General features: G+C 39.6%; 19 protein-coding genes. 17 read left to right on the top strand and 2 right to left on the bottom strand.

Going from position 1 to position 21,393, the window contains the following annotated elements:
- Positions 1 to 70 precede the first annotated feature (70 nt).
- From COJ96_RS04690 to COJ96_RS04710, 5 genes are all read left to right on the top strand, one after another.
- Positions 71 to 847, top strand: a complete 777-nt coding sequence (locus COJ96_RS04690; protein ID WP_098571818.1) for an enoyl-CoA hydratase-related protein — start codon at positions 71 to 73, stop codon at positions 845 to 847.
- A gap of 98 nt (positions 848 to 945) precedes the next feature.
- Positions 946 to 1,845 (top strand): phenylacetic acid degradation operon negative regulatory protein PaaX, encoded by a 900-nt coding sequence (gene paaX, locus COJ96_RS04695; RefSeq protein ID WP_098571819.1) that lies wholly within the window; start codon positions 946 to 948, stop codon positions 1,843 to 1,845.
- A 135-nt stretch (positions 1,846 to 1,980) separates the two neighbouring features.
- A complete protein-coding gene (locus COJ96_RS04700; protein WP_098571820.1) occupies positions 1,981 to 2,940 on the top strand; it encodes an NAD(P)H-dependent flavin oxidoreductase in 960 nt (319 codons plus the stop codon).
- Between the two features lie 434 nt (positions 2,941 to 3,374).
- Positions 3,375 to 3,725, top strand: a complete 351-nt coding sequence (locus COJ96_RS04705) for a DUF485 domain-containing protein (protein ID WP_098571821.1) — start codon at positions 3,375 to 3,377, stop codon at positions 3,723 to 3,725.
- Positions 3,725 to 5,275, top strand: a complete 1,551-nt coding sequence (locus tag COJ96_RS04710) for a solute symporter family protein (protein WP_098571822.1) — start codon at positions 3,725 to 3,727, stop codon at positions 5,273 to 5,275. The genes COJ96_RS04705 and COJ96_RS04710 overlap by 1 nt, the downstream gene beginning before the upstream one ends.
- A gap of 164 nt (positions 5,276 to 5,439) precedes the next feature.
- Here COJ96_RS04710 and COJ96_RS04715 read toward each other — a convergent pair whose 3' ends face one another.
- Entirely contained in the window at positions 5,440 to 5,898 is a 459-nt protein-coding gene (locus tag COJ96_RS04715; protein WP_098571823.1) for an Lrp/AsnC family transcriptional regulator, read from the bottom strand.
- Between the two features lie 374 nt (positions 5,899 to 6,272).
- Between COJ96_RS04715 and COJ96_RS04720 the strand changes: the two genes are divergently transcribed.
- The 5 genes from COJ96_RS04720 (at position 6,273) to COJ96_RS04740 (ending at position 12,571) form a co-directional block, all read left to right on the top strand.
- A complete protein-coding gene (locus COJ96_RS04720) occupies positions 6,273 to 7,412 on the top strand; it encodes a Leu/Phe/Val dehydrogenase (protein WP_098571824.1) in 1,140 nt (379 codons plus the stop codon).
- A 25-nt stretch (positions 7,413 to 7,437) separates the two neighbouring features.
- Positions 7,438 to 8,505, top strand: coding sequence for a pyruvate dehydrogenase (acetyl-transferring) E1 component subunit alpha (gene pdhA, locus COJ96_RS04725; RefSeq protein WP_098571825.1), 1,068 nt, complete (start codon positions 7,438 to 7,440; stop codon positions 8,503 to 8,505).
- Positions 8,505 to 9,527 carry an alpha-ketoacid dehydrogenase subunit beta gene (locus COJ96_RS04730; protein ID WP_098571826.1) on the top strand — a complete coding sequence of 341 codons (1,023 nt, stop codon included), beginning with the start codon at positions 8,505 to 8,507 and terminating at the stop codon, positions 9,525 to 9,527. The genes pdhA and COJ96_RS04730 overlap by 1 nt, the downstream gene beginning before the upstream one ends.
- Before the next feature lie 12 nt (positions 9,528 to 9,539).
- A complete protein-coding gene (locus tag COJ96_RS04735; protein WP_098571827.1) occupies positions 9,540 to 10,826 on the top strand; it encodes a dihydrolipoamide acetyltransferase family protein in 1,287 nt (428 codons plus the stop codon).
- A 368-nt stretch (positions 10,827 to 11,194) separates the two neighbouring features.
- Positions 11,195 to 12,571 (top strand): amino acid permease, encoded by a 1,377-nt coding sequence (locus COJ96_RS04740; protein ID WP_098571828.1) that lies wholly within the window; start codon positions 11,195 to 11,197, stop codon positions 12,569 to 12,571.
- A 136-nt stretch (positions 12,572 to 12,707) separates the two neighbouring features.
- Here the strand turns inward: COJ96_RS04740 and COJ96_RS04745 are convergent, their stop codons facing one another.
- Positions 12,708 to 13,337, bottom strand: coding sequence for a class I SAM-dependent methyltransferase (locus COJ96_RS04745; RefSeq protein ID WP_098571829.1), 630 nt, complete (start codon positions 13,335 to 13,337; stop codon positions 12,708 to 12,710).
- Positions 13,338 to 13,507: 170 nt separating this feature from the next.
- On the opposite strand from COJ96_RS04745, the gene COJ96_RS04750 reads away from it, so the two are divergent.
- From COJ96_RS04750 to COJ96_RS04785, 7 genes are all read left to right on the top strand, one after another.
- On the top strand, positions 13,508 to 14,314 hold the full coding sequence (locus tag COJ96_RS04750) for an RQC domain-containing protein (RefSeq protein WP_218936497.1): 807 nt from the start codon (positions 13,508 to 13,510) through the stop codon (positions 14,312 to 14,314).
- A gap of 239 nt (positions 14,315 to 14,553) precedes the next feature.
- A complete protein-coding gene (locus tag COJ96_RS04760) occupies positions 14,554 to 15,555 on the top strand; it encodes a PhnD/SsuA/transferrin family substrate-binding protein (RefSeq protein ID WP_257148433.1) in 1,002 nt (333 codons plus the stop codon).
- A gap of 312 nt (positions 15,556 to 15,867) precedes the next feature.
- Positions 15,868 to 16,611: a class II aldolase/adducin family protein gene (locus COJ96_RS04765; RefSeq protein ID WP_098571831.1), complete on the top strand. Its 744-nt coding sequence runs from the start codon at positions 15,868 to 15,870 to the stop codon at positions 16,609 to 16,611.
- 45 nt (positions 16,612 to 16,656) lie between these two features.
- On the top strand, positions 16,657 to 17,907 hold the full coding sequence (locus COJ96_RS04770; RefSeq protein ID WP_098571832.1) for a Rieske 2Fe-2S domain-containing protein: 1,251 nt from the start codon (positions 16,657 to 16,659) through the stop codon (positions 17,905 to 17,907).
- Between the two features lie 2 nt (positions 17,908 to 17,909).
- The gene (locus COJ96_RS04775; protein WP_098571833.1) at positions 17,910 to 18,173 is read left to right on the top strand and encodes a hypothetical protein; all 264 of its coding nucleotides are present in this window, start codon (positions 17,910 to 17,912) and stop codon (positions 18,171 to 18,173) included.
- A gap of 99 nt (positions 18,174 to 18,272) precedes the next feature.
- A complete protein-coding gene (locus tag COJ96_RS04780) occupies positions 18,273 to 19,355 on the top strand; it encodes a TAXI family TRAP transporter solute-binding subunit (RefSeq protein WP_180229979.1) in 1,083 nt (360 codons plus the stop codon).
- Between the two features lie 47 nt (positions 19,356 to 19,402).
- Positions 19,403 to 21,370 carry a TRAP transporter permease gene (locus tag COJ96_RS04785; protein WP_098571835.1) on the top strand — a complete coding sequence of 656 codons (1,968 nt, stop codon included), beginning with the start codon at positions 19,403 to 19,405 and terminating at the stop codon, positions 21,368 to 21,370.
- Positions 21,371 to 21,393: the final 23 nt, after the last annotated feature.

The following is a 21,393-nucleotide window of genomic DNA, read 5'->3' on the forward strand; positions in this document are numbered from 1 at the left end:
CCTGCGGGNNCTGGAACGGAAATCAACAGATAAGTTTAACACAGCCTACAAATAAAAAGAGGTGTAGAAAATGTCTAATGTTTTGTATAAAATAGAAGATAGTATAGGGTATGTAACAATAAATCGTCCTGACGTATTAAATTGTTTTGATTATGAGACATTAAAGCAATTACAAGAAGTGGTAGATACTATTGAGCTAGATCCTGAAGTGAGAGTAGTTATTTTCACTGGAGCAGGTGAGAAGGCTTTTAGTGCAGGTGCTGATTTAAAAGAGCGTAAAACTTTAACCGATGTACAAGTAAGAAGAAACGTAAAAGCAATTCGGGATGTATTCAACAGCATCGCATCTCTTCCACAGCCAACGATTGCGGCGGTAAATGGGTATGCGTTTGGCGGCGGGTTTGAATTAATGTTAGCCTGTGATTTTTCCATTGCAGTAGAGGAAGCGAAACTGGGACTCACAGAGACGAGCTGGGCGATCATTCCTGGCGCTGGCGGTACGCAGCGGTTACCGCGGTTAATTGGCGAGGCAAAAGCGAAAGAGCTGATTTTTACCGCGCGAAAAATCTCTGCTTCAGATGCTTATGGTTGGGGAATACTGACGAGAGTTGTTAAGCGGGATGAACTAATGAAGTCCTGTGAAGAGTTTGCAGCAGAAATGCTGAAAAATGGTCCCATTGCTTTAAAGCAGGCGAAATATGCAATTAATCAAGGGATGAATGCAGATTTGCAAACTGGATTGGCAATTGAGTCGAAAGCCTATGAAATAACAATTCCAACCGAAGATCGATTAGAGGCTTTACAAGCGTTTAGTGAGCGGAGAACGGCTAATTTCACTGGAAAATAAAAGTTGCGTTAATCAGCATTGGACAATAATAGATCTCTAGTCTCCACTTCTTTAAAATCAAACAGATCCAGGCGGTGCAAACAGAAAGAGGGAGATAAATGAGTACTGCTAATACGCAGTCCATGATTTTTACGATTTATGGCGATTACTTACGTCATTATGGAAATAAGATTTGGATTGGAAGTTTAATACGCTTATTAAAAGAATTTGGACATAATGAACAGGCTGTTCGGGTTGCTGTTTCGCGTATGTTGAAACTAGGGTGGATTCAGTCAGAGAAAAAGGGGAATAAAAGTTATTATTTTCTAACTTCTCGAGGTGCTAACCGTATGGAAGAAGCCGCGGGAAGAATTTTCAAGCTGAATCCTCATGAATGGGATGGAAAGTGGCGAATCCTTATGTATACCATTCCGGAAGAAAAAAGACAAATTCGGGATGAACTCAGAAAAGAATTACTTTGGAGTGGCTTTGGAAGTTTTGCCAATGGCTGCTGGATATCTCCCAACGCCTTAGATAAGGAAGTTGAGCTCTTAATCGACAAATATGATATTAGGCCATACGTTGATTTCTTTTTATCAGAATATAAGGGGCCGAAGGAAAGCCAATCGCTAGTAGAGAGAAGCTGGCCTTTATCTGAGATTGAAGAAAAGTATGAACAATTTATCTCGGATTACAGCAGGAAATACATTGTGCATCAAAGTATCATGCAAAGAGGCGAGATGACCGATGCGGAATGTTTTGTTGAGAGAACGAATCTTGTTCACGAGTATCGGAAGTTTTTATTCACTGATCCCGGTTTGCCGAAGGAACTTTTACCTGCGCGCTGGAGCGGTAACCATGCGGCGTTGTTGTTTAGTCAATATTATAAATTATTAGCTGAGCCGGCTAACCGCTTCTTTGAAGAGGTTTTCCAGGAAGATAATGATTTAAGGCGTAAAGATCAATCATACGATGCTTCTGACCATCATTTAATAAGCGATCAAATAAAAAACTCCTAGAGGGAAGCGTGCCTCTAGGAATTTTTTTGGTGCATTCTTTTTTGAAAAAAATGCATATTATGGCCCTTTATGTATGAATATGATTGTGTTTAAGTTGATTCTATTATAACATTATTTATAAGGGGAGTGGTAAAAGTGAAATATATAACGGAACAATTGCATATTAAATACCCTATCATTCAAGGGGGCATGGGAAACATCAGCAATGCGCCTCTCACGGCGGCTGTTTCAGAAGCGGGAGGCCTAGGAACAATTGGAAGCGGTACCATGTCGCCGGACGAAGTAGAACACATTATTCTAGAAACGAAGAAGAGAACAAATAAGCCATTCGCTTTAAATATTGCGATTACTGTTACACCTTATATAAAGGAACTAGTAGAGTTGGTAATAAAACATCAGATTCCCGTTGTATCATTATCTGCTGGGAATCCTGCTCCTGTTATTCCGGTTCTTCATGATCATGGAGTAAAAGTCATTGCTGTTGTCGCTTCCGTAAAGCATGCGCAAAAAGCAGAAGCGGCGGGAGCGGATATCTTAGTAGCGGAAGGATTTGAAGCAGCTGGAATTAACTCCAATCTTGAACTGACAACCTTCACACTTATTCCGCAAATTGCTCAATCTGTAGGTATTCCCGTACTTGCTGCTGGAGGAATAGGAGATGGAAAAGGCCTAGCGGCGGCGTTGATGCTAGGTGCCAGCGGTGTCCAAATCGGTACTCGGCTGATTGCTACCAAAGAGGCTCCTTTTCATCACACCTATAAACAAAACTTGGTTCACGCAAGTGACACCGACACGGTCATTGTAGGGCGTTCTGTGGGGCGTGTAAGAAGAATGTTAAAAACCCCCTATGCACACAAATTGCGTAATATAGAAGAGCAAGGGATGACTTTAGAACAATATAATGAGATGACGTCCGAAAAACAGCATGTAACGGGAGCGATAGCAGGAGACTTAGAAAATGGTTTTATTAATAGCGGACAGGTAGCAGGATTGATTTCTGGCATCCCTAGCGTGAAAGAGCTGTTGGACAGCATGATGGAAGAAGCCAGCAGGCAAATTAATAGAGTAGCTATGGACTTTATTACGTTAAAATAAACAAAAATACCTTTAAAGCGCCCAAAGGAAGTTCCTTTGGGCTTATTGGCGTGCAAATCTGGCCACAATAGCTCAATTCCTCCTGTCTGATATGGAGGTAACGGGCAGCAAGACTTCGCAGATGGAAGGTTATTTAATATAGAACTAGAGAAAAACTAATTCTGTTCAGAAATGTCTGAATTTTATTTACAAATGTTCAATCCTATGGTATTTTAATCAAGTAAAGTATAACAGATATTAAACCGTCGTTTATAATTTGTTTGTTGTTAAATAAACGTTGCGTTTTTTAATCTTCAGGAGTGTGATAGATAGAAAAATTGCTATTTACTATTTAATTTAAGGGTTTTGGTAGAAGATTTTGATTTGGGGAATTTAAATACATAACGAATGATTGTGGTTGATTAATTACATTTGTTATAAAAGGGGGAACATGTATGGGAGTGCAATTACAAGAACAGAAACTACACACGCAGGTAGGACAAAAGGCTTCTTACACATCATTGATCCAAACGAGTGATTTTCAAACGCTGGTAAAGAAAAAGAAATCATTTATTTTGCCAATGGCCGTCTTTTTCTGTTTATTCTATTTTGCCTTACCTATTTTAGCCGCTTATACGAAAATATTAAATTATCAGGCAATTGGTCATATCACATGGGCATGGGTTTATGCATTACTGCAATTTGTACTCGTATGGGTATGTGGTTTTGTCTACATTAAAAAATCTGAAAAATTTGATAATTCAGCGGCGGCTATCATAGCGAAACACAAGGAGGAATTGTATTAATGAGTCTATTGGCATTATCCTTATTCCTGGGAATCATCGCTTTAACATTGGTCATCACCTATCTTTCATCTAAAAGAACAAAAAATGCCAGCGATTTTTACACAGCCGGAGGTGGATTGACGGCATGGCAAAACGGTCTAGCGGTAGCCGGGGATTTTATGTCTGCCGCTTCGTTCTTGGGGATTACAGGAGCTATCGCTTTAGTGGGGTTTGATGGATTTTACATGAGTATTGGAAATCTAGTTGCCTTTTTATTTTTGCTCTATCTGGTTGCTGAGCCACTTCGAAATCTAGGAAAGTACACAATGGCCGACATGATTACGGCACGCTTCAATTCCAAAAAAGTTCGAGGGGTAGCTGCAGTTAACACACTGGTTATCTCGATCTTTTATATGATTGCTCAGCTTGTTGGGGCAGGCGGACTTATTAAGTTATTGCTTGGAATCGATTATGCGACATCCGTATTGCTTGTCGGTATCCTGATGACGATTTACGTTATTTTCGGCGGAATGACCGCTACCAGCTGGGTGCAAATTACAAAAGCTATTTTATTGCTCATCGGATCATTTGTTATCACGTTTATTGTGTTTGCTAAATTTGACTTCAGTGTTATGAATATGTTTCAGCATGTAAAGTCCTCAACGCCATTGGGAGAAGCGTTCTTGAATCCAGGAAACAAATACAAAGATGGGTTGGATATGATTTCCTTTAATATGGCACTAGTCTTAGGGGCAGCAGGTTTACCGCATCTTCTTGTCCGTTTCTTTACCGTAAAAGATGCAGCGACGGCACGTAAATCAGTCGTTTATTCCACATGGTTCATTGGCGCGTTTTTTATTATGACCATCTTTTTAGGCTTTGGTGCAGCTGCATTTGTAGGCTTTGAAAATATTGTTGCTGCGAATCCTGCTGGAAACATGGCAGCACCTTTGTTGGCGCAAACGATGGGCGGAGATTTTTTATTTGCTTTTGTTTCTGCCGTTGCTTTTGCTACCATTCTTGCGGTCGTTTCCGGACTTGTGCTCACATCCGCATCTGCGTTTGCTCATGATATTTATGGAGAAATCATTAAAGGCGGAAAAGTAACAGAGAAGCAGCAAGTATTTGTAGCACGTATGGCTTCTATCGGAGTGGCTATTGTTTCTATTTTACTTGCATTGTCTGCCCAAAAATTAAATGTCGCTTTCTTGTCTGTATTGGCCCTTGGTATTGCTGCTAGTGCAAATCTTCCTGTAATTTTATGTACAATTTACTGGAAGCGCTTCAATTCAACAGGGGCTATTACAGGAATGCTAATTGGATTAATCAGCTCCGTTGTCCTTGTGTTATTGAGCCCGAATGTATGGAGTCCAACGCCGGGAGCTGCCATTTTTACCGGGGATCCTATTTTCCCGATGCTAAATCCAACTATTTACACGGTGCCGCTAGGTTTCCTTGGAGCATATTTTGGAACAGTTCTGTCTAGGGAAAAATCGAATGCAGAAAGCTTTGCAGAGGTTATATATAAATCAAACACGGGGTATGGGATTAGTGCTGCGAAAGACCATTGATATATAGGTACTAGACTTTAAGTTTAAAATAAAGTAAAGGAAGGTGTTACCTTAATCGGTAGCACCTTCATTTTTGGTTGTTGGTTAAAGAACGATTCCAAGATGAAATGAAACTGGACATTTAGTGGAGTAGTTTTTCCTTTTTTCTATCCATTGCACCTGGTTTACTTTTTTTCTTCATTAACATCATGTGGAGTGATGCAGCGAAATGAGACGGGTGATGATAAAACGATTGATGTATTTACATTTCCGTAAGGAGCCAGCCGGTCAATAAGCCTGCTTAGATGATCCATCCCTGTAACGGCAGCCTTAAGTAAATAGCTAACTGAGCCAGTTAATCGATGACATTCAATGATGTCAGGGTCATCGATAATCCGCTTCTCAAATTCTGTATAAGATAATAACTTGAGTTCACTTACCTGAATATAAACGATTACATCACGTCCAATGGCTTCGAGAGATACCCGGGCACTGAATCCTTCAATAATTTCCCTATCTTGTAGCCTTTTTAAACGCTCAGTAATGCTTGGACGACTAAGGGATAATTTCTTCGATAATTCACTTAAAGTAATCCGTCCGTCCATTTGAAGAAGTTCAAGCAGACGAATATCTAATTGGTCCATAGAAGTATTCCCCTTTTAAAAATGAAGTTAAATATTGAAAAACTTATGCAAAATATAATGATTATCACCAAAACTTGTACATTTTGGTATGTTTTTCAATTATATTATAGCTTATTATTAAATGGAAGCGTAATCTTTCTAATTTTTAAACAAATAAAAAGATAAACGATCTACTGCCAAGCAACTATTTAATTAAATGTAATCGCTACCAAAGCGAAAAGCAGGCAGCCAGAGATGGTCATTCGAGAAGAAAGAGTCAAGCAGGTCGTCGAAAATGAAAGTTCTTCATCATTAACAAAGGAAAAGACGTTGTTTTTTCTCTTTTTTTAAAATGATTTTCTACTATAATCACAGTGCTAATGGAGGTAATTTAAATGAACGTGTTAGAACATTCTGTACAAAAAACTGAATCAGTTATTGAAAAAATGCATGAGCACGAGCAAATTGTTTTTTGCAATGACCCGACAACAGGATTGAAAGCGATTATCGCCATCCATAATACAACACTCGGACCTGCATTGGGGGGCTGCCGTATGCGCCCGTATCGTACAATGGATGAGGCCTTGGAAGATGTACTGCGTTTATCTAAAGGGATGACATATAAATGCGCTGCTGCCGATGTCGATTTCGGTGGAGGTAAAGCGGTAATCTTCGGTGATCCTGCAACGGATAAAACACCGGCTATGTTTAGAGCTTTCGGCCAGTTTGTTGATTCTTTAAACGGACGTTTTTACACAGGAACAGATATGGGTACTTCAATGGATGACTTTATCCATGCCTCAAAAGAGACAAATTGCATCGTAGGAATTCCTGAAGCATACGGAGGCGGCGGTGATTCATCCATTCCGACTGCGCTTGGAGTCATTTACGGTATCAAAGCAACGAATAAAGTCGTTTTTGGTTCAGATGATCTTTCTGGAAAGACCTACACTATCCAAGGTCTTGGAAAAGTAGGGTTCAAAGTTGCCGAACAATTGCTTGAATCCGGCGCTGATTTATACGTAAGTGATATTAATGAAGAAGCCATAAAAGCCATTCAAGACCGTGCAAAACAATTAGGAAGCATTGCTCGTGTAGTAAGTGGAAATGATGTGTATTCTGCAGAAGCAGATGTATTTGTTCCTTGTGCTTTTGGTGGAATTATTAACGATGAAACGATCGAACTGTTAAAAGTAAAAGCAGTAGCTGGTTCGGCAAACAATCAGCTTCTTACTGAGAAACACGGAGAAGTACTGAAACAAAAAGGAATTTTATATGCTCCAGATTACATTGTAAATGCTGGAGGTCTAATTCAAGTAGCAGATGAACAATATGGCTACAATAAAGAGCGTGTATTATCGAAAACAAGATCCATTTACACATCGTTATTGGAAGTGTACAGACAGGCAGAGTTGGATGATATCACGACCATCCAAGCTGCAAACCGACTATGTGAAAAACGAATAGAAGACAGAAAAAAGCATAATAGCTTTTTTACTCATACCAAACGTCCTAAATGGGATATTCGTAAATAATAATTTCTGTTTATGAGGTGATGACATGTTAACGGAATTTCCAATATTTCAAATTGTTGATGAATACGGCCAAGTAATAAATGAGGATTACAAAGATAAAATAACTGAAGATCTTGTTAAAAAATTCTACTATAATATGGTTCGCATTCGTACCTTTGATCGAAAAGCCATAAGTTTGCAACGTCAAGGTAGACTTGGAACGTATGCTCCGTTTGAGGGTCAGGAAGCTTCTCAAGTTGGAAGTGCACTTGCGCTTGAAAAAGATGACTGGGTATTCCCTACTTATCGTGACCATGGTGCCACGTTAACGTTTGGAGCCGGCATGGCCCGTACATATTTATATTGGAATGGACGTGTGGAGGGATGCGTGCCTGAAGAAGGGAAAAAGATTTTCCCACCTGCCGTTCCTATTGCAACACAAATCCCGCATGCAGCAGGGGCTGCTATGGCGGAAAAAAGAAAAGGAACGAAAAATGCAGCGATTGCCTATTTTGGAGACGGTGCCACTTCAGAAGGTGATTTCCATGAAGGATTGAATTTTGCCAGTGTGTTTAAAGCTCCAGTTATCTTCTTTAATCAAAATAACGGCTTTGCGATTTCAGTGCCGATTAAAAAACAAATGAATTCAAAAACGATTGCCCAAAAAGCACTCGCTTATGATATGCCGGGTGTCCGTGTCGATGGAAACGATATTTTTGCTGTGTATTTCCAAACGATGGAAGGACTTGACCGTGCCCGTCAAGGTGAAGGCCCAACTTTAATTGAAGCTATGACATGGAGATATGGTGCTCATACAACGGCAGATGACCCAACGAAATATCGTGATCAGTCCGAGAGTGACATAATTCGAGAAAATCGAGATCCTCTTCTTCGTGTAGAACGCTATATGAAAGCAAATAGCTTCTGGGATGTAGATTGGGTAATGAAGATCAAAGAAGAAATCGCAACCGAAGTAGAACTGGCGGTAAAAGATATGGAAAGCTATCCAAAACCAAATATCAATGACTTATTCGATAATGTATTTGAAAAGCCGACTTGGACAATTGCAAAACAAAAAGAAGAATATTTTCAATTGATCGGGAGGGAAGCTTGATGATTTTAAATGTAGACAGACCGGCAGATATCCAAACTGTAAAAACTAACGAACTTACACTCGTTCAAGCCGTAACAGATGGGTTGCGCACGATGTTAAAAGAGGATGAGCAAGTCATTTTGCTTGGTGAAGATATCGGTAAAAACGGTGGTGTATTCCGTGCTACCGAGGGGTTGCAAAAAGAATTTGGGGAAGAACGCGTTATTGATACGCCGCTGAGCGAAGCAGGGATTATCGGAACCTCTATCGGAATGGCTGTCAATGGATTCAAACCCGTAGCGGAGATGCAGTTTTTTGGCTTTATTTATCCGGCGTATGAGCAGATCATGACACATGTATCACGAATTCGTATGCGTACGATGGGAAGCTATACCGTTCCAATGGTCATCCGAGCTCCATACGGTGCCGGCATCCGTGCCCCGGAGGTTCATTCAGACAGTGTGGAAGCGTTGTTTACACATATGCCCGGAATAAAAGTGGTTTGCCCTTCATCTGCATACGATGCAAAGGGTCTGATCATTGCAGCTATCGAAGATCCGGATCCCGTTTTATTTTTAGAGTCCATGAGAATCTACCGTTCTAACCGTGAAGAGGTTCCAGAAGGAAAGTATATAGTTGAAATTGGAAAAGGGAAAAGGCTCAAAGAAGGAAATGACGTTTCTGTTTTTGCATGGGGTGCGATGGTACCAGTAGCCATGAAAGCAGCGGAACAGGCCGAAAAATATGGCATTACCTGTGATGTCATTGATTTAAGGACCCTTTATCCACTTGATAAGGATATTATTGCAGAATCTGTTCAAAAAACCGGCCGTGCGGTGATTGTTCATGAAGCCCATGCTACAGGCGGAGTGGGTAATGATATTGTTTCCATTATAAATGATACATCATTTTTGCATATGAAATCTCCGATTGAGCGCGTGACAGGTTTTGATGTACCAGTACCATTATTTGCGCTCGAAGAACATTATTTACCTACACCAAAGCGGGTATTTAACGCAATCGAAAAAGTTATGCATTTTTAGGAGGGGAAAACATTGGTTGAAGTAAAACTTCATGATATTGGTGAAGGGATGACAGAGGGAGAAATTATCCACTATTTTGTCAAAGTGGGGGATTCGGTCAAGGTGGACCAGCCACTTGTAGAGGTACAAACAGATAAAATGGTAGCTGAGCTTCCTTCCCCAGCTTCAGGGAAAGTAAAGGAAATTGTTGTGGACTATGGTAATACGGTCTCCGTTGGTACTACTCTTCTTGTACTGGAAACAGAAGGAGCAAAAGCGGTTGAGATGGAAGAGAAACATGCAGAAGCAGCTTCTTATAAGGAAGAGGCGATACAATCACAACCGCAGCAAATAGCAGTGACTGAGCAAAAAGGAGAAAAAAAATTCATCATCGCGGCGCCTTACACAAGAAAAATTGCACGAGAGTTTCGTGTAGATATTAACCAAATTACAGGTACTGGTACATTTGGGCGCATCACTGTGGAAGATATATATAACTTTGTTAAAAAACGTGATGAAATCCAATCTTCTAAGGAAATGAAAGCGCCTTCCGCTGAAGCGACTAAAGCAAAAGCAGAACCTAAACAAGAGATTCAAAAGCAGGAAGTTCCGAACATAAATGAAACTAATGCAGAAGTAATTCCGTTTAGAGGCCGTCGGAAGCAAATTGCAAAGAAAATGACCCAGTCACTTTATACGATTCCTCATGTGACACATTTTGAAGAAGCAGATCTTACTGAGCTGCTCGCCTATCGAAATGATTTAAAAGAAATGAATATTAATGTTTCGGCTGTTGCTTTCTTTATCAAAGCGATCGCAGTGGCATTAAAACAATTCCCTGTATTCAATGCCAAGCTTGATGAAGAAAACGAAGTAATCCGTTTAGAGAAGGAATATAACATTGGAATTGCCACGGATACGGAAAACGGTTTAATTGTACCTATCATTCATCATGCTGACCGATTATCTGTTCGTCAAATTCATGACAAGTTGAAAGAGTTAACGAAAAAAGCGCAAGAGGATAAGCTGACGTCGGCTGAATTAAAAGGAGGAACATTTACCATCAGTAATGTCGGTCCATTAGGAAGTATCGGCGCTACTCCGATTATAAATCATCCGGAAACAGGGTTAATTGCCTTCCATAAGACGAAAAAAATGCCTGTTGTTATGGAAAACGATGAGATTGCGATTCGCTCAATCATGACCATGTCGATGGCGTTTGACCACCGCGTTGCAGACGGTGCAACAGCAGTAGCCTTTACGAACCGCTTTAAACAATTAATTGAAAACCCTAAGTTGTGGCCAATAGAACTTGCATAGTAACCAATAAATCCACTAAACTCCAAGAATATAACTAGTAAGTCCCACAAAGCTCAGGGACAATAGAACACCAAATTAGGAAGACTACTCCACATTATTTTGGTAAAGTATTATCCAATAGATTGGTTGAAGTCTTCCTATCTCAAAAAGCAGCTAAGTTGTAGAAACAGATCTTCCGAAAATAAATCGGACCTCACCAGAGGCTTGTGTGCTAGAAAGAAATTTTCAAAAAAGAACAACGGTAAAACGTGTAAGCGTTTGCATTAAAGGTTTAATCCGGTTGGACAAGTTCGTTACCATCCAGGAAACCCGTTGATAGTTCATGTTGATCTTGTCGTTCTGATAATAGAGTTTAGGAGGACTAATTAATGAAAGATGCATCATTGCAAAAGAAGTTGTTGCCGCGGCATATAAGTATGATGGCCATGGGAGGAGCAATAGGGACAGGGATTTTTAAAGGTAGTGCAGAAACCGTATCAATAGCAGGACCAGGTGTAATCTTTACATATATGTTTGCAGGACTATTGCTTCTTGTTGTTATGGGAGCTATAGCAGAAATGGCTATCGTCTATCCAAACACAAATATGAAAGGCTTTGTTCAGAAAGCATTTGGTAAGCGTGCTTCCTTTGTTATAGGCTGGATGTATTGTTTCATGTGGCTGGCTGTATGTGTGATCGAGATTGTCGTGGCAGGCAGCTTCTTGCAATACTGGTTTCCATCCATTCCTCTTTGGGAATTAAGTTTAGGCTGTGCCGCTTTAGTTATTGGAATTAACATGATGAATGTTAAAAATTATGGGGAATTTGAATTTTGGTTTGCAGGCATTAAAATCACCATGATTATCGTATTTATCATATTAGGAGCAGGTATTCTATTTGGAGTCATCCCGAGCAATCAATCCAACTATCTTCACAATTTTACAGAGCAAGGCGGTTTTTTCCCGAATGGGTGGATGTCAATCTTTACTGCTCTGTTAATTGTAATGTTTTCTTATGGAGGTTCTGAATTAATAGGATTAACAGTAACAGAAGTAAAAGATGCAGAACGGATTTTACCTAAGGTGATTAAAAGTTTTGTTTGGAGAATTATTTTGTTTTACACGCTGCCGATTCTGGTCATTTGTGGTTTAATTCCTTGGAATGAAATTGGCATCAGTCAAGCGAGTCCCTTTGTTCAGGTGTTATCCATGGCCGGCCTGAAGGGAGCAGCTCACCTTATGAACTTTATTTTAATTACAGCTGTCTTATCTGCAGCCAACTCCGGTATATACGGTTGTACACGGATGCTTCATTCCCTAGCGGTTGAAGGGGAAGCTCCAAAGTCTTTCTCTTTTGTATCAAAAAAGGGTGTTCCATTATACAGTTTAATATTAACAGCAATTATATTAGTCGGCGGCTCCATGATTGCCTTTGTTGCGCAGGAAAAGGTATTTACTTTATTAATGGCGGTTCCGGGTTTTGTTGTATCGTTGGTCTGGATTGGTATTTGTCTAGCACATTTAAAACTTCGCAATTCCTACCCTAAAGAACCAAGCTTTAAATTGTGGGGATTCCCATATGTAACTGCGATTACAGTCGTTACGTTAAGCATCATAACAGTTTTATTTTTGTTAGATGTACAGAATCGAGTGAGTATTATTACTTGTCTCGTTGTTTTAACGGTGCTATTTTTGATTTCCATCTTTAAGTTTAAAAATGTGGATGAAAAAGATACCATGATAGTAAAACAGAATAAAGTAGTATAGTCATATCCATATTTAAGAGAATAGATATACAATTAAAAGAATGATAGGGGCCATAATGGCTCCTATCATTTTTTACATTTAAAAATATAAATTACATTACAAAGTAAGTGCTTTTTGTATGCAGACAAATCCTAATTTATAGTGCCTTTTGGCATTTTACCATTAAAAACTTAAATGGAGGTTTATTTTCCGCATTCTTATGTGGTTCAACAATTTCCGAAAATTCTATCAGTCCATATTTCCCGAAATCTTGTTTAATGGAGTCATCATCATAAAAATACATTTTTACCCCTTCCATGATCTCGAAATAGTCTTTCCCTAGTTGTTTACCCTTTCCAAACATTGGGGCTTCTTTTGAAATAGTAGTAAAAATCATATAACCGTTGGGCTTTAACTGACTATAGCAATCTTTAATTAACTTCTCTCTCTCACGATCATTTAATAAGTGAATAAGTGCATAACAAAATATACCATCATAAAGCTTATTATCAAAGGGCATATCGGTTACTGAACCATGAAATATAGGAATAGTAAGCCCATTTTGCCATGCCAATTCAATCGCTGTTTTTGAAATCTCAATACCTGTTACATTTATATCGTTGTCCAAAAAAACCTTTGCATTTCTTCCATACCCAATACCAGGAATCAATATATCCTTTACATTCTTTTCAAGGAAAAAGTCCTTTGTTAAAATTGCGGAGTCTGAGGGTTCGAATCCCCACATCATTTGATTTTGGATAAAACTTGATTCCCAAAATTCCGTCATACCTTAATCTCCTTTACAAAATTGCTTAAATAATCGTTCCTGTTGAAAGATTATAATATCCATGGATACACAAAGCAATTCTGATCATATTTTTTATTAAATTTTCGATAAAATATCAAGAAAGTACTATACTAGAAATTAATAGAGTTTTTTTAAAATGAGGGATAATTATGGTGAAAAAAGGAAATAAGGTGAGGTATGAGCTTAATCCAACAGGAATTAAGTCTGTGCCGGACAATGAAATTAAAACCATTTTGCGTGGGGCAGATGATTTAATCATGAGTGGCGGCCGGGCTATGCTTGCCAAAATTCTAGCAGGGTCAAAAGATAAAAAGTTATTAGAACTAGAATTGGACTACAGCCCTGTATACGGGGCGTTGAAAGGTAATTCTCAAAAAGAGATTCTCGCAAAAATAGACTGGCTAATTCTTCATCATTATTTAGCTATAGAGTATGACGGCAGACTGCCAATGCTAGTCTATACGGATAAAGGCTGGAACATTGAACGCGAGACCTATGCGGATGAATTATTGGAAAAGCTTATTGATGCTGCTGAAAATAGAAGATATGAATTTGTTGAAACCTTAAAAGACCGGAACCGAAGCTTAATTCTACTATTATTAGAGAAAATCGCAAATTCAGGCAATAAAGATTTAATCACAATCTTGAATGCATGGCAAACTATAGAATTTAAAAAACTTAGGACAAAAATTCAAGAAGTGATCGATTTATTGGAGAAAGTAGAAGAAAAACCGAAGAGAGAAGAAAACCAAGAATTGGTCTCTTTTTCTGCCAATAAAAAATGGCTTTCGATTCCTGTAGAATTCCGGAGACAATTAGAACGAAATGTTTGGTGTAGTTATTGTTGTGATGTTGTTAAAATTGAGAAATATACTGTTAAAGAATTTTCTGGTGGAATTGTGTTGGAAGGGAAATGTCAAAAGTGTGGTAATGATGTGGCAAGAGTTATTGACTAAGCAGCGGATCGGATAAATCACCTGAATCATTCTATGAGATTGGTTTTTTTGAACTATATGGAATCCCCCCCAATCCAATTAAGGATTGGGGATTTTTTTGCTTGTTTTTTACTAAAGATGTTTTTCTTTCTAAACTATAAATTCTGAAAATAATTAATATTCAGTATTGATTAAACACTACATCAGCAGTATAATCAAATCATGATGTGGAATGTATTTCGCATTGTGAAACGGAAAGGGTGATCAAATTGTCAAAGCTGCATTTAAATTTTGCGTGTTGGGATTATGACCGAATTCAAGCCTTAACCAATGGCACTGTTCAAGCAAAAGGAATTGATTTAAACTGGCTGAACATGCCGGTTGAAGAAACTTTTTGGAGAATGATGCGCCATCAGGAATTTGATGTATCCGAATTATCGTTATCCTCTTATTTAATTGCTAAAGACCGCGGTTTTCCAAACTTCACGGCAATACCTGTTTTTATGTCTCGAAGTTTCCGTCATTCAGGCATTTATATTAATAAATATTCTGGAATTGAAAAAGCGGAGGACTTAAGAGGAAAACGGGTTGGAATTCCAGAGTACCAGTTGACGGCCTGCCTTTGGATTCGTGGAATATTACAACATGAGTATGGTGTTCATCCGTCCGAAATGAACTGGTTTACAGGTGGACAGGAGACCCCGGGCCGAGTTGAAAAAATAAAACTCTCGTTACCAGACAATATTAATATCCAGCCAATAAATGAAGAACAAACCTTAAATCAAATGCTTGAAGATGGAGAAATAGATGCTTTTATTGCTCCACGAGCTCCATCCTGTTTTTTAAAGGGGTCGCCGAAAGTGCAACGGCTGTTTCCAGACAATGTATCTATCGAAAAAGATTACTATAAACGAACAGGCATCTTCCCAATTATGCATGTTGTTGCTATTAAGGATGAAATTCTGAAAGAGCATCCATGGGTTCCTGCCAATCTTTATTCGGCTTTTGTGGAAGCAAAGCAGAAAGTTTATGACGGATTTAACCAAACAGCAGCTTTAAAAGTAACTTTGCCTTGGTTTGTTTCTGAATGGGAAAATACCCGTCAATTAATGGGAGAAGATTTCTGGCCATATGGGTTGGAGAAAAATCGAAAAACTTTAGAAGCAGCTGTTACGTATTCGTATGAGCAAGGAATGATTAATAATCGATTAAGTGCGGAGGATTTGTTTGCACAATCGACTCTAGAAGCATACACACTATAAACTTAAAGCTTATTTGGCCATAAAGCTAGTCTTTATGTTCAATTAGAGCTGATGCTACCTTTTTTTGAAAAAATGAATTCAGAAAATAAATAATATTCAGTATTGACTAAGGTTTTCACTGTCAGTATAATGAAAAACATAATAACCACATTATGGAACGCGTTCCGCTATATGGAATTATAACAAACTATGAACTTTCGAAATTTTTACTCAAAAAGTTAACTTGGTGGTTTTTATAGACCTCAATGAAAGCGGTTTAATGAAATAATTTTAATCCTTTTGACAAAAAAATTTTTAAAAAGGGGAAAGATCATGGGGCAAGTAGATGAAAAAGAGTTAAAGCTTCAAGTAGCAAAAGCAATACGCTTGTTAGAAGCGGTTGAACTGCTGGATATGAATGGGCATGTCAGTTGTAGGATTCCAGGTACTGACCGATTTTTCATTAATTCCCGAAAGGCAAGCAGAGCATCTGTTACAGTGGGTGATATCGTAATGTGTGATTTAAATGGAAAATTGTTAGAGGGAGATTCAGAACCGCCAAGCGAATACCATATTCACACAGAAATCTATAAAAGACGCAGTGACGTATTAAGTGTAATTCACAACCATCCGCATTATCAAACCGTGCTTGGAATAGCAGATGTGGCAATGAAGCCAGTTTTCGGAATCGGATCCTTTGTGGACAACGTACCTGTTTATGAGAAATCAAGTTTAATTAACACCGCGGAATTGGGAGCAGAATTAGCCGAAACAATCGGTAAGGAAATTTCTGTTCAGCTGCGTAATCACGGAACGGTTGTTGCCGCTGAAAGTGTAAAGGCGGCTTTCGCTCGATCAGTATTTATTGAAGAAAATGCAAAAAAACAATATGATGCTTTGCTCTTGGGACGAGAGATTAGGGTGCTAACCGGAGATAATCTAGTCCGAACAAGAGAGACAGCCTGGCAGCCAAGTATTATTGAGAAAGTATGGACCTACCATGAACAAAGGGCATTAAAACAAGACATCTTAGAAGGTATTGATGAACAATCACCACAAACAATGATGTCTAAATAGGTAAGGGTTAAATCTTATAATTATGAATAATAGGAGGGCATTTAGATGTTAAGTCAAGAACAAAACGAGTTGTTAACTAGTGTTGGACCCGATACACCAATGGGAAATTTAATGCGCCGCTATTGGATTCCAGTCGCTGCAGTGAGTGAACTAGAAAACAAGCCAACAAAAAAAGTCAGAGTTTTATGTGAAGATTTGGTTCTCTACCGTGACCTGTCTGGCAATCTAGGTTTAATTGACGAGAGATGTCCTCATAGAAAAGTATCTTTAGTATATGGAATGCCTCAAAAAGAGGGATTGCGCTGCCAGTATCATGGATGGTGCTTTAATCAAAAAGGGCAATGTACGGAGCAGCCAAATGAACCGGATACCAGTACCTTTAAAGACCGGATTAAAACAAAATCATATCCGGTTGAGGAAATGGGTGGACTCATTTTTGCTTATCTCGGTCCAGCACCGGCACCATTGCTTCCACGTTTTGACGGCTTTGTCGTCGAGCATGCTGTGCGTATGATTGGCAGCGCGGTTATCCCTTGTAACTGGCTGCAAATTATGGAAAATTCACTTGACCCCGTCCATACTGAGTGGCTCCATGGTCATTATCATGCTTATGTAACAGGTTTAAAAGGAGAAACACAGGAAGTGGCCTTCCAACGCAAGCATAACAAAATTGCTTTTGATGCATTTGAATATGGCGTTGTTAAAAGGAGATTGCTAGAAGGACAGTCAGAAGACAGTGATGATTGGCGCATCGGACATCCAGTCGTATTTCCTTTTATGCTTGCGGTTGGCAGTGGCGGTCTTGGGTCTTATCAATTCCAGATCCGAGTTCCGATTGATGATGAAACAACATGGCATATCTGGTATATGGCGTATGCACCAGGACTTGATGTAGAAATTCCTGATCATTTAAAAGAAATTCCATTATATGATGTTCCTTACAGAGATGAAAACGGCGAATTTATTACCGATTACATTGATGGACAGGATATTATGTGCTGGATTACGCAGGGGACAATCGCAGACCGAACGGAAGAACGTTTGGGGACTACGGATAAGGGGATCATTTTCTATCGGCAAATGCTTAAAAAGGAAATTGAAAAAGTGGCACAGGGTGAAGACCCGATTGGAACGATTCGGAATGAGGCGGATAACCATATCATCGTCCTGCCGTTGGAGAGAAAAAAGCATCATTTCAGTGACGGATTTGAAAGTGTATTTAAGAGATTCCAGACGCGTTTCTCACCAATTATTGACGATGTAGTCGCTTTATTTGACAAAGTGGGGGTTAAGTAATAATGACATTTATGCTGAGGGGGAAAGACAAACCATTTGTCGATTCCTCCCTAATCCAAAAGGGTGAGAGAGACACTACATTTGCCCCAACAGTCAATTACTGCAGCCATTGCGGTCAGTCGATGAGCGACTCGCGCAGTTTCATTACGGAATATTGGAGATCAGAGCAAAATGTATATTTTTGCTGGTGCCATTCTTGCGGGTACCTTTGGGAGTCAGCAGAGGTAAAGCAACTGACAACAATGGAGCTGGAAGAAGAAGATTAAGGTTTTTTTGGATACGCCTTGGAAGGTGTAATCCTCTATATGTTTTTGAAAGCGATTCCAGTAATAAGGACTGAGAACCAAAAAACAGGGGGCGAAATCGTGAAAAATACTAAATTTTCTAAATGGGGTCTTACAATCATTGGCTGTACGTTGTTAACTGGAATGGTGGCATGTTCCAACGGTGAGTCGACTCAAAAATCAAACTCTTCACCAGCTGCAAATACTGGAACTGTGAAAAGCCAGCCAGTTGATAAAACAGACACCAATGCCATAAAAGTGACATTGGCTGGCGGTTCAGTAGGCGGTTTTTGGTCCGGTCTTGGTCAAGTCGTTTCCAAATCATTCGCTGACAGTTATCCGGGATCAGCGGCAACCTATGAACCAGGGAGCGGTGCTGGAAATATTAAGTTAGTCGATGAGGGACAAGTTGAGCTTGGGCTTATTCAAGATGTGGAAGGGATTGCAGCAATCAAAGGGTTACCACCGTTTGCCCAGAAATATGAAAATATGCACGCGATTGGAAGTATCTACCAAAATGCATCCATGCAGATATCCGTCCGTGATGCCTTTGCGAAAAAGTACAAAGTTAAAAGTTTGAAGGATATAGCTGAGAAAAAAGTCCCTGCAAGGATTGCGATTAATCAACAAGGAAACCTGAACTCCTTGGCAGCCAATACAGCACTTGAAGCAAACGGAATTACAGATGAAAAATTGAAAGATTGGGGAGGATCCCTCACATGGGAAGGCAGTTCACAGCGTTGGGAAGCAATGGGAAGTAACCGAATGGATATTACCATTGACTTTGTTTTTGCTCCAGACGCGAAAGTGCAAGAAAATGCAGTTCAGACTGACCTTCAGCTTTGGTCTGTTAATCAGGATACCATCGATACTCTAGGCAAAGAGTGGAGGTTAAATGCATACACCATTCCAAAAGGAACCTATCAATTTCAGAAGGAAGATGTACAGACAGTGGGAATCAACGGGATTATTTTAGTCAGCGACAAAGTCAGTGCTACCGATCAATACAAGATGGCCAAGTCATTAGTTGACAACCTAAAGAACATTCAAGCTCTACACCCGGCTGTGAAAAACATGACAGCAGAAAATCTGGCAGATACTGGAGCGATTCCATTAGCTCCAGGAGCAGAAGCATTCTATAAAGAAATTGGGGCTATTAAGTAATTTCTAATATCTGACCATTTGCATGAATCGAGGAAGGTGGGAGTTAATTGGGTTCTCAAAAAGTTGAAAAAGAAATGGGACTATTCCGGGCATTTTTTAAGGAAGGCAACCGAAGAGTCCTAACCGGTTTCTTTCGTAAAATGATTTTAACGATGGCTATTATTTTGACTATCTTTGAAGTATGGCTTGGAGCAATTGGAACAATGGATCTATATCAATATACCACTGTATTTTATCCTTTAGTTTTAACCGCTGCCTTCCTGCAATTTAGTTCGACGAAGAGAGTGAAAGGGCAGAAGCCAACATGGCTGGATATTTTTATGGCTGCAATGTCACTTGGTATTGGTGTTTACTTCTTAATAAATATTGAACTTTATTTGAAGCGTATCCCATTATTTAATCCGTTAACCCCGTTAGAAATGGCAATAGGAATTGCGACGGTACTATTAACACTCGAAGCAACAAGACGGACATTGGGTTTTACACTTACTTCTGTAGTCCTCGTTATTTTAGCCTACGTTTTTTGGGGGCAGTATATTCCTGGCGCGTATTCTCATCGCGTAATAGACTATAATCACTTTTTAGATGATATGGTCTACACAACGAATGGAGTTTTTGGTACACCGCTTGGCGTGGCAGCAACCTATGTTTTTCTATTTGTTTTGTTCGGCGCGTTTTTTACTGCAGCTGGAGGGGGAGAGTTTTTCTTCCGTTTAGCGGCAACCATTTCAGGCAGAAGTGTTGGTGGACCTGCCAAAATTACGGTTATCACATCCGGAATGTTTGGGATGATATCTGGCAGTCCGACTGCAGATGTGTTAACCACAGGATCGATTAATATTCCTACGATGAAAAAGATGGGTTATTCACCCGTATTTGCTGGAGGAGTGGAATCAGCCGCTTCCACAGGTGGCAGCATTTTGCCGCCGATCATGGGTTCCGCTGCCTTTTTGATGTCTGAATATGCAGGAATCAGCTATGGTGCAATCGTGATAGCGGCGACAGTTCCTGCTTTACTCTACTATTTAGGAATCTTTTTACAGGTGCATTTCCGTTCCATCAAACAAAATATGCCTACGTTAAAAGAGGAAGAGATCCCCAAAATAAGCGATGTGTTTAAAGAAGGCTGGATCTACCTAGTTCCTCTCGTATTCTTGGTAATTGGCATTATGAACGGAATGACCGCTTCCTTGGCTGCTGTATTGGCAACGGCAATTGTCATTGTGTGCAGCTGGGTAAAACCAGAATATCGGATCGGGTATAAAAAATTGATCCTAATTTTTGAAGAAGTGATTGAACGAATGGTCCCTGTGACCATGGCCTGTGCAGCAGCTGGAATACTGATTGATGGAATTATGCTGACAGGTCTTGCCTCCAAGTTTGGAACATTAATTTTCTCGCTAACAGCTGGAAGTCTATTCTTAACATTAGTAGCCACGGCAGTTTTATGTGTTATTTTTGGAATGGGGATGCCTGTTTCTTCTGCGTATATCTTGACGGCAGTGTTAGCAGCACCATTATTGATCAATATGGATATACCTGCGTTGAACGCCCATCTATTTATCGTGTACTACTCCTGCTTATCGGCTATCACTCCTCCTGTGGCAGTGGCGGCATTTGCAGCTTCAAGTATCGCACAGGCGGACCCGGTAAAAATTGGTCTGAATGCTTGTAAACTAGCGATTGTCGCTTTTATTTTACCGTTTATTTTTGTCTATGATCCAGGAATCCTTTTAAAAGGTACATGGTGGGATATCGCTTCCAGTATCGTATTGTCAGTGATTGGCGTTATTGCGATTGCTGCTGCTGTGGAAGGCTGGTATAAAGCAAGAATGAACAAGTTGGAACAAGTGATCTTATTAGTGGGCGGCATCTTACTAATTGCACCGGGGTTGATTAGTGACGTAATAGGACTCATTATTACTGTTACGATTTTAAGTGTGAATCGAATAAAAGCTAAGAAGAGCCTAAACCCAGATAAGAATACAGAGGATGTCAATATTCTTGAAGCATAAGCGGTAATATGTGTCTCCAGATT

It is taken from the genome of Bacillus sp. AFS073361 (genome assembly GCF_002567005.1).
GTDB lineage: Bacteria > Bacillota > Bacilli > Bacillales > Cytobacillaceae > Neobacillus.

Bases quoted from the DNA above. Each gene is read 5' to 3' on its own strand.
- COJ96_RS04690 (WP_098571818.1), top strand. From the start codon at position 71: ATGTCTAATGTTTTGTATAAAATAGAAGATAGTATAGGGTATGTAACA.
- paaX (WP_098571819.1), top strand. From the start codon at position 946: ATGAGTACTGCTAATACGCAGTCCATGATTTTTACGATTTATGGCGAT.
- COJ96_RS04705 (WP_098571821.1), top strand. From the start codon at position 3,375: ATGGGAGTGCAATTACAAGAACAGAAACTACACACGCAGGTAGGACAA.
- COJ96_RS04710 (WP_098571822.1), top strand. From the start codon at position 3,725: ATGAGTCTATTGGCATTATCCTTATTCCTGGGAATCATCGCTTTAACA.
- COJ96_RS04715 (WP_098571823.1), bottom strand. From the start codon at position 5,898: ATGGACCAATTAGATATTCGTCTGCTTGAACTTCTTCAAATGGACGGA.
- COJ96_RS04720 (WP_098571824.1), top strand. From the start codon at position 6,273: ATGAACGTGTTAGAACATTCTGTACAAAAAACTGAATCAGTTATTGAA.
- pdhA (WP_098571825.1), top strand. From the start codon at position 7,438: ATGTTAACGGAATTTCCAATATTTCAAATTGTTGATGAATACGGCCAA.
- COJ96_RS04730 (WP_098571826.1), top strand. From the start codon at position 8,505: ATGATTTTAAATGTAGACAGACCGGCAGATATCCAAACTGTAAAAACT.
- COJ96_RS04740 (WP_098571828.1), top strand. From the start codon at position 11,195: ATGAAAGATGCATCATTGCAAAAGAAGTTGTTGCCGCGGCATATAAGT.
- COJ96_RS04745 (WP_098571829.1), bottom strand. From the start codon at position 13,337: ATGACGGAATTTTGGGAATCAAGTTTTATCCAAAATCAAATGATGTGG.
- COJ96_RS04750 (WP_218936497.1), top strand. From the start codon at position 13,508: ATGGTGAAAAAAGGAAATAAGGTGAGGTATGAGCTTAATCCAACAGGA.
- COJ96_RS04765 (WP_098571831.1), top strand. From the start codon at position 15,868: ATGGGGCAAGTAGATGAAAAAGAGTTAAAGCTTCAAGTAGCAAAAGCA.
- COJ96_RS04770 (WP_098571832.1), top strand. From the start codon at position 16,657: ATGTTAAGTCAAGAACAAAACGAGTTGTTAACTAGTGTTGGACCCGAT.
- COJ96_RS04775 (WP_098571833.1), top strand. From the start codon at position 17,910: ATGACATTTATGCTGAGGGGGAAAGACAAACCATTTGTCGATTCCTCC.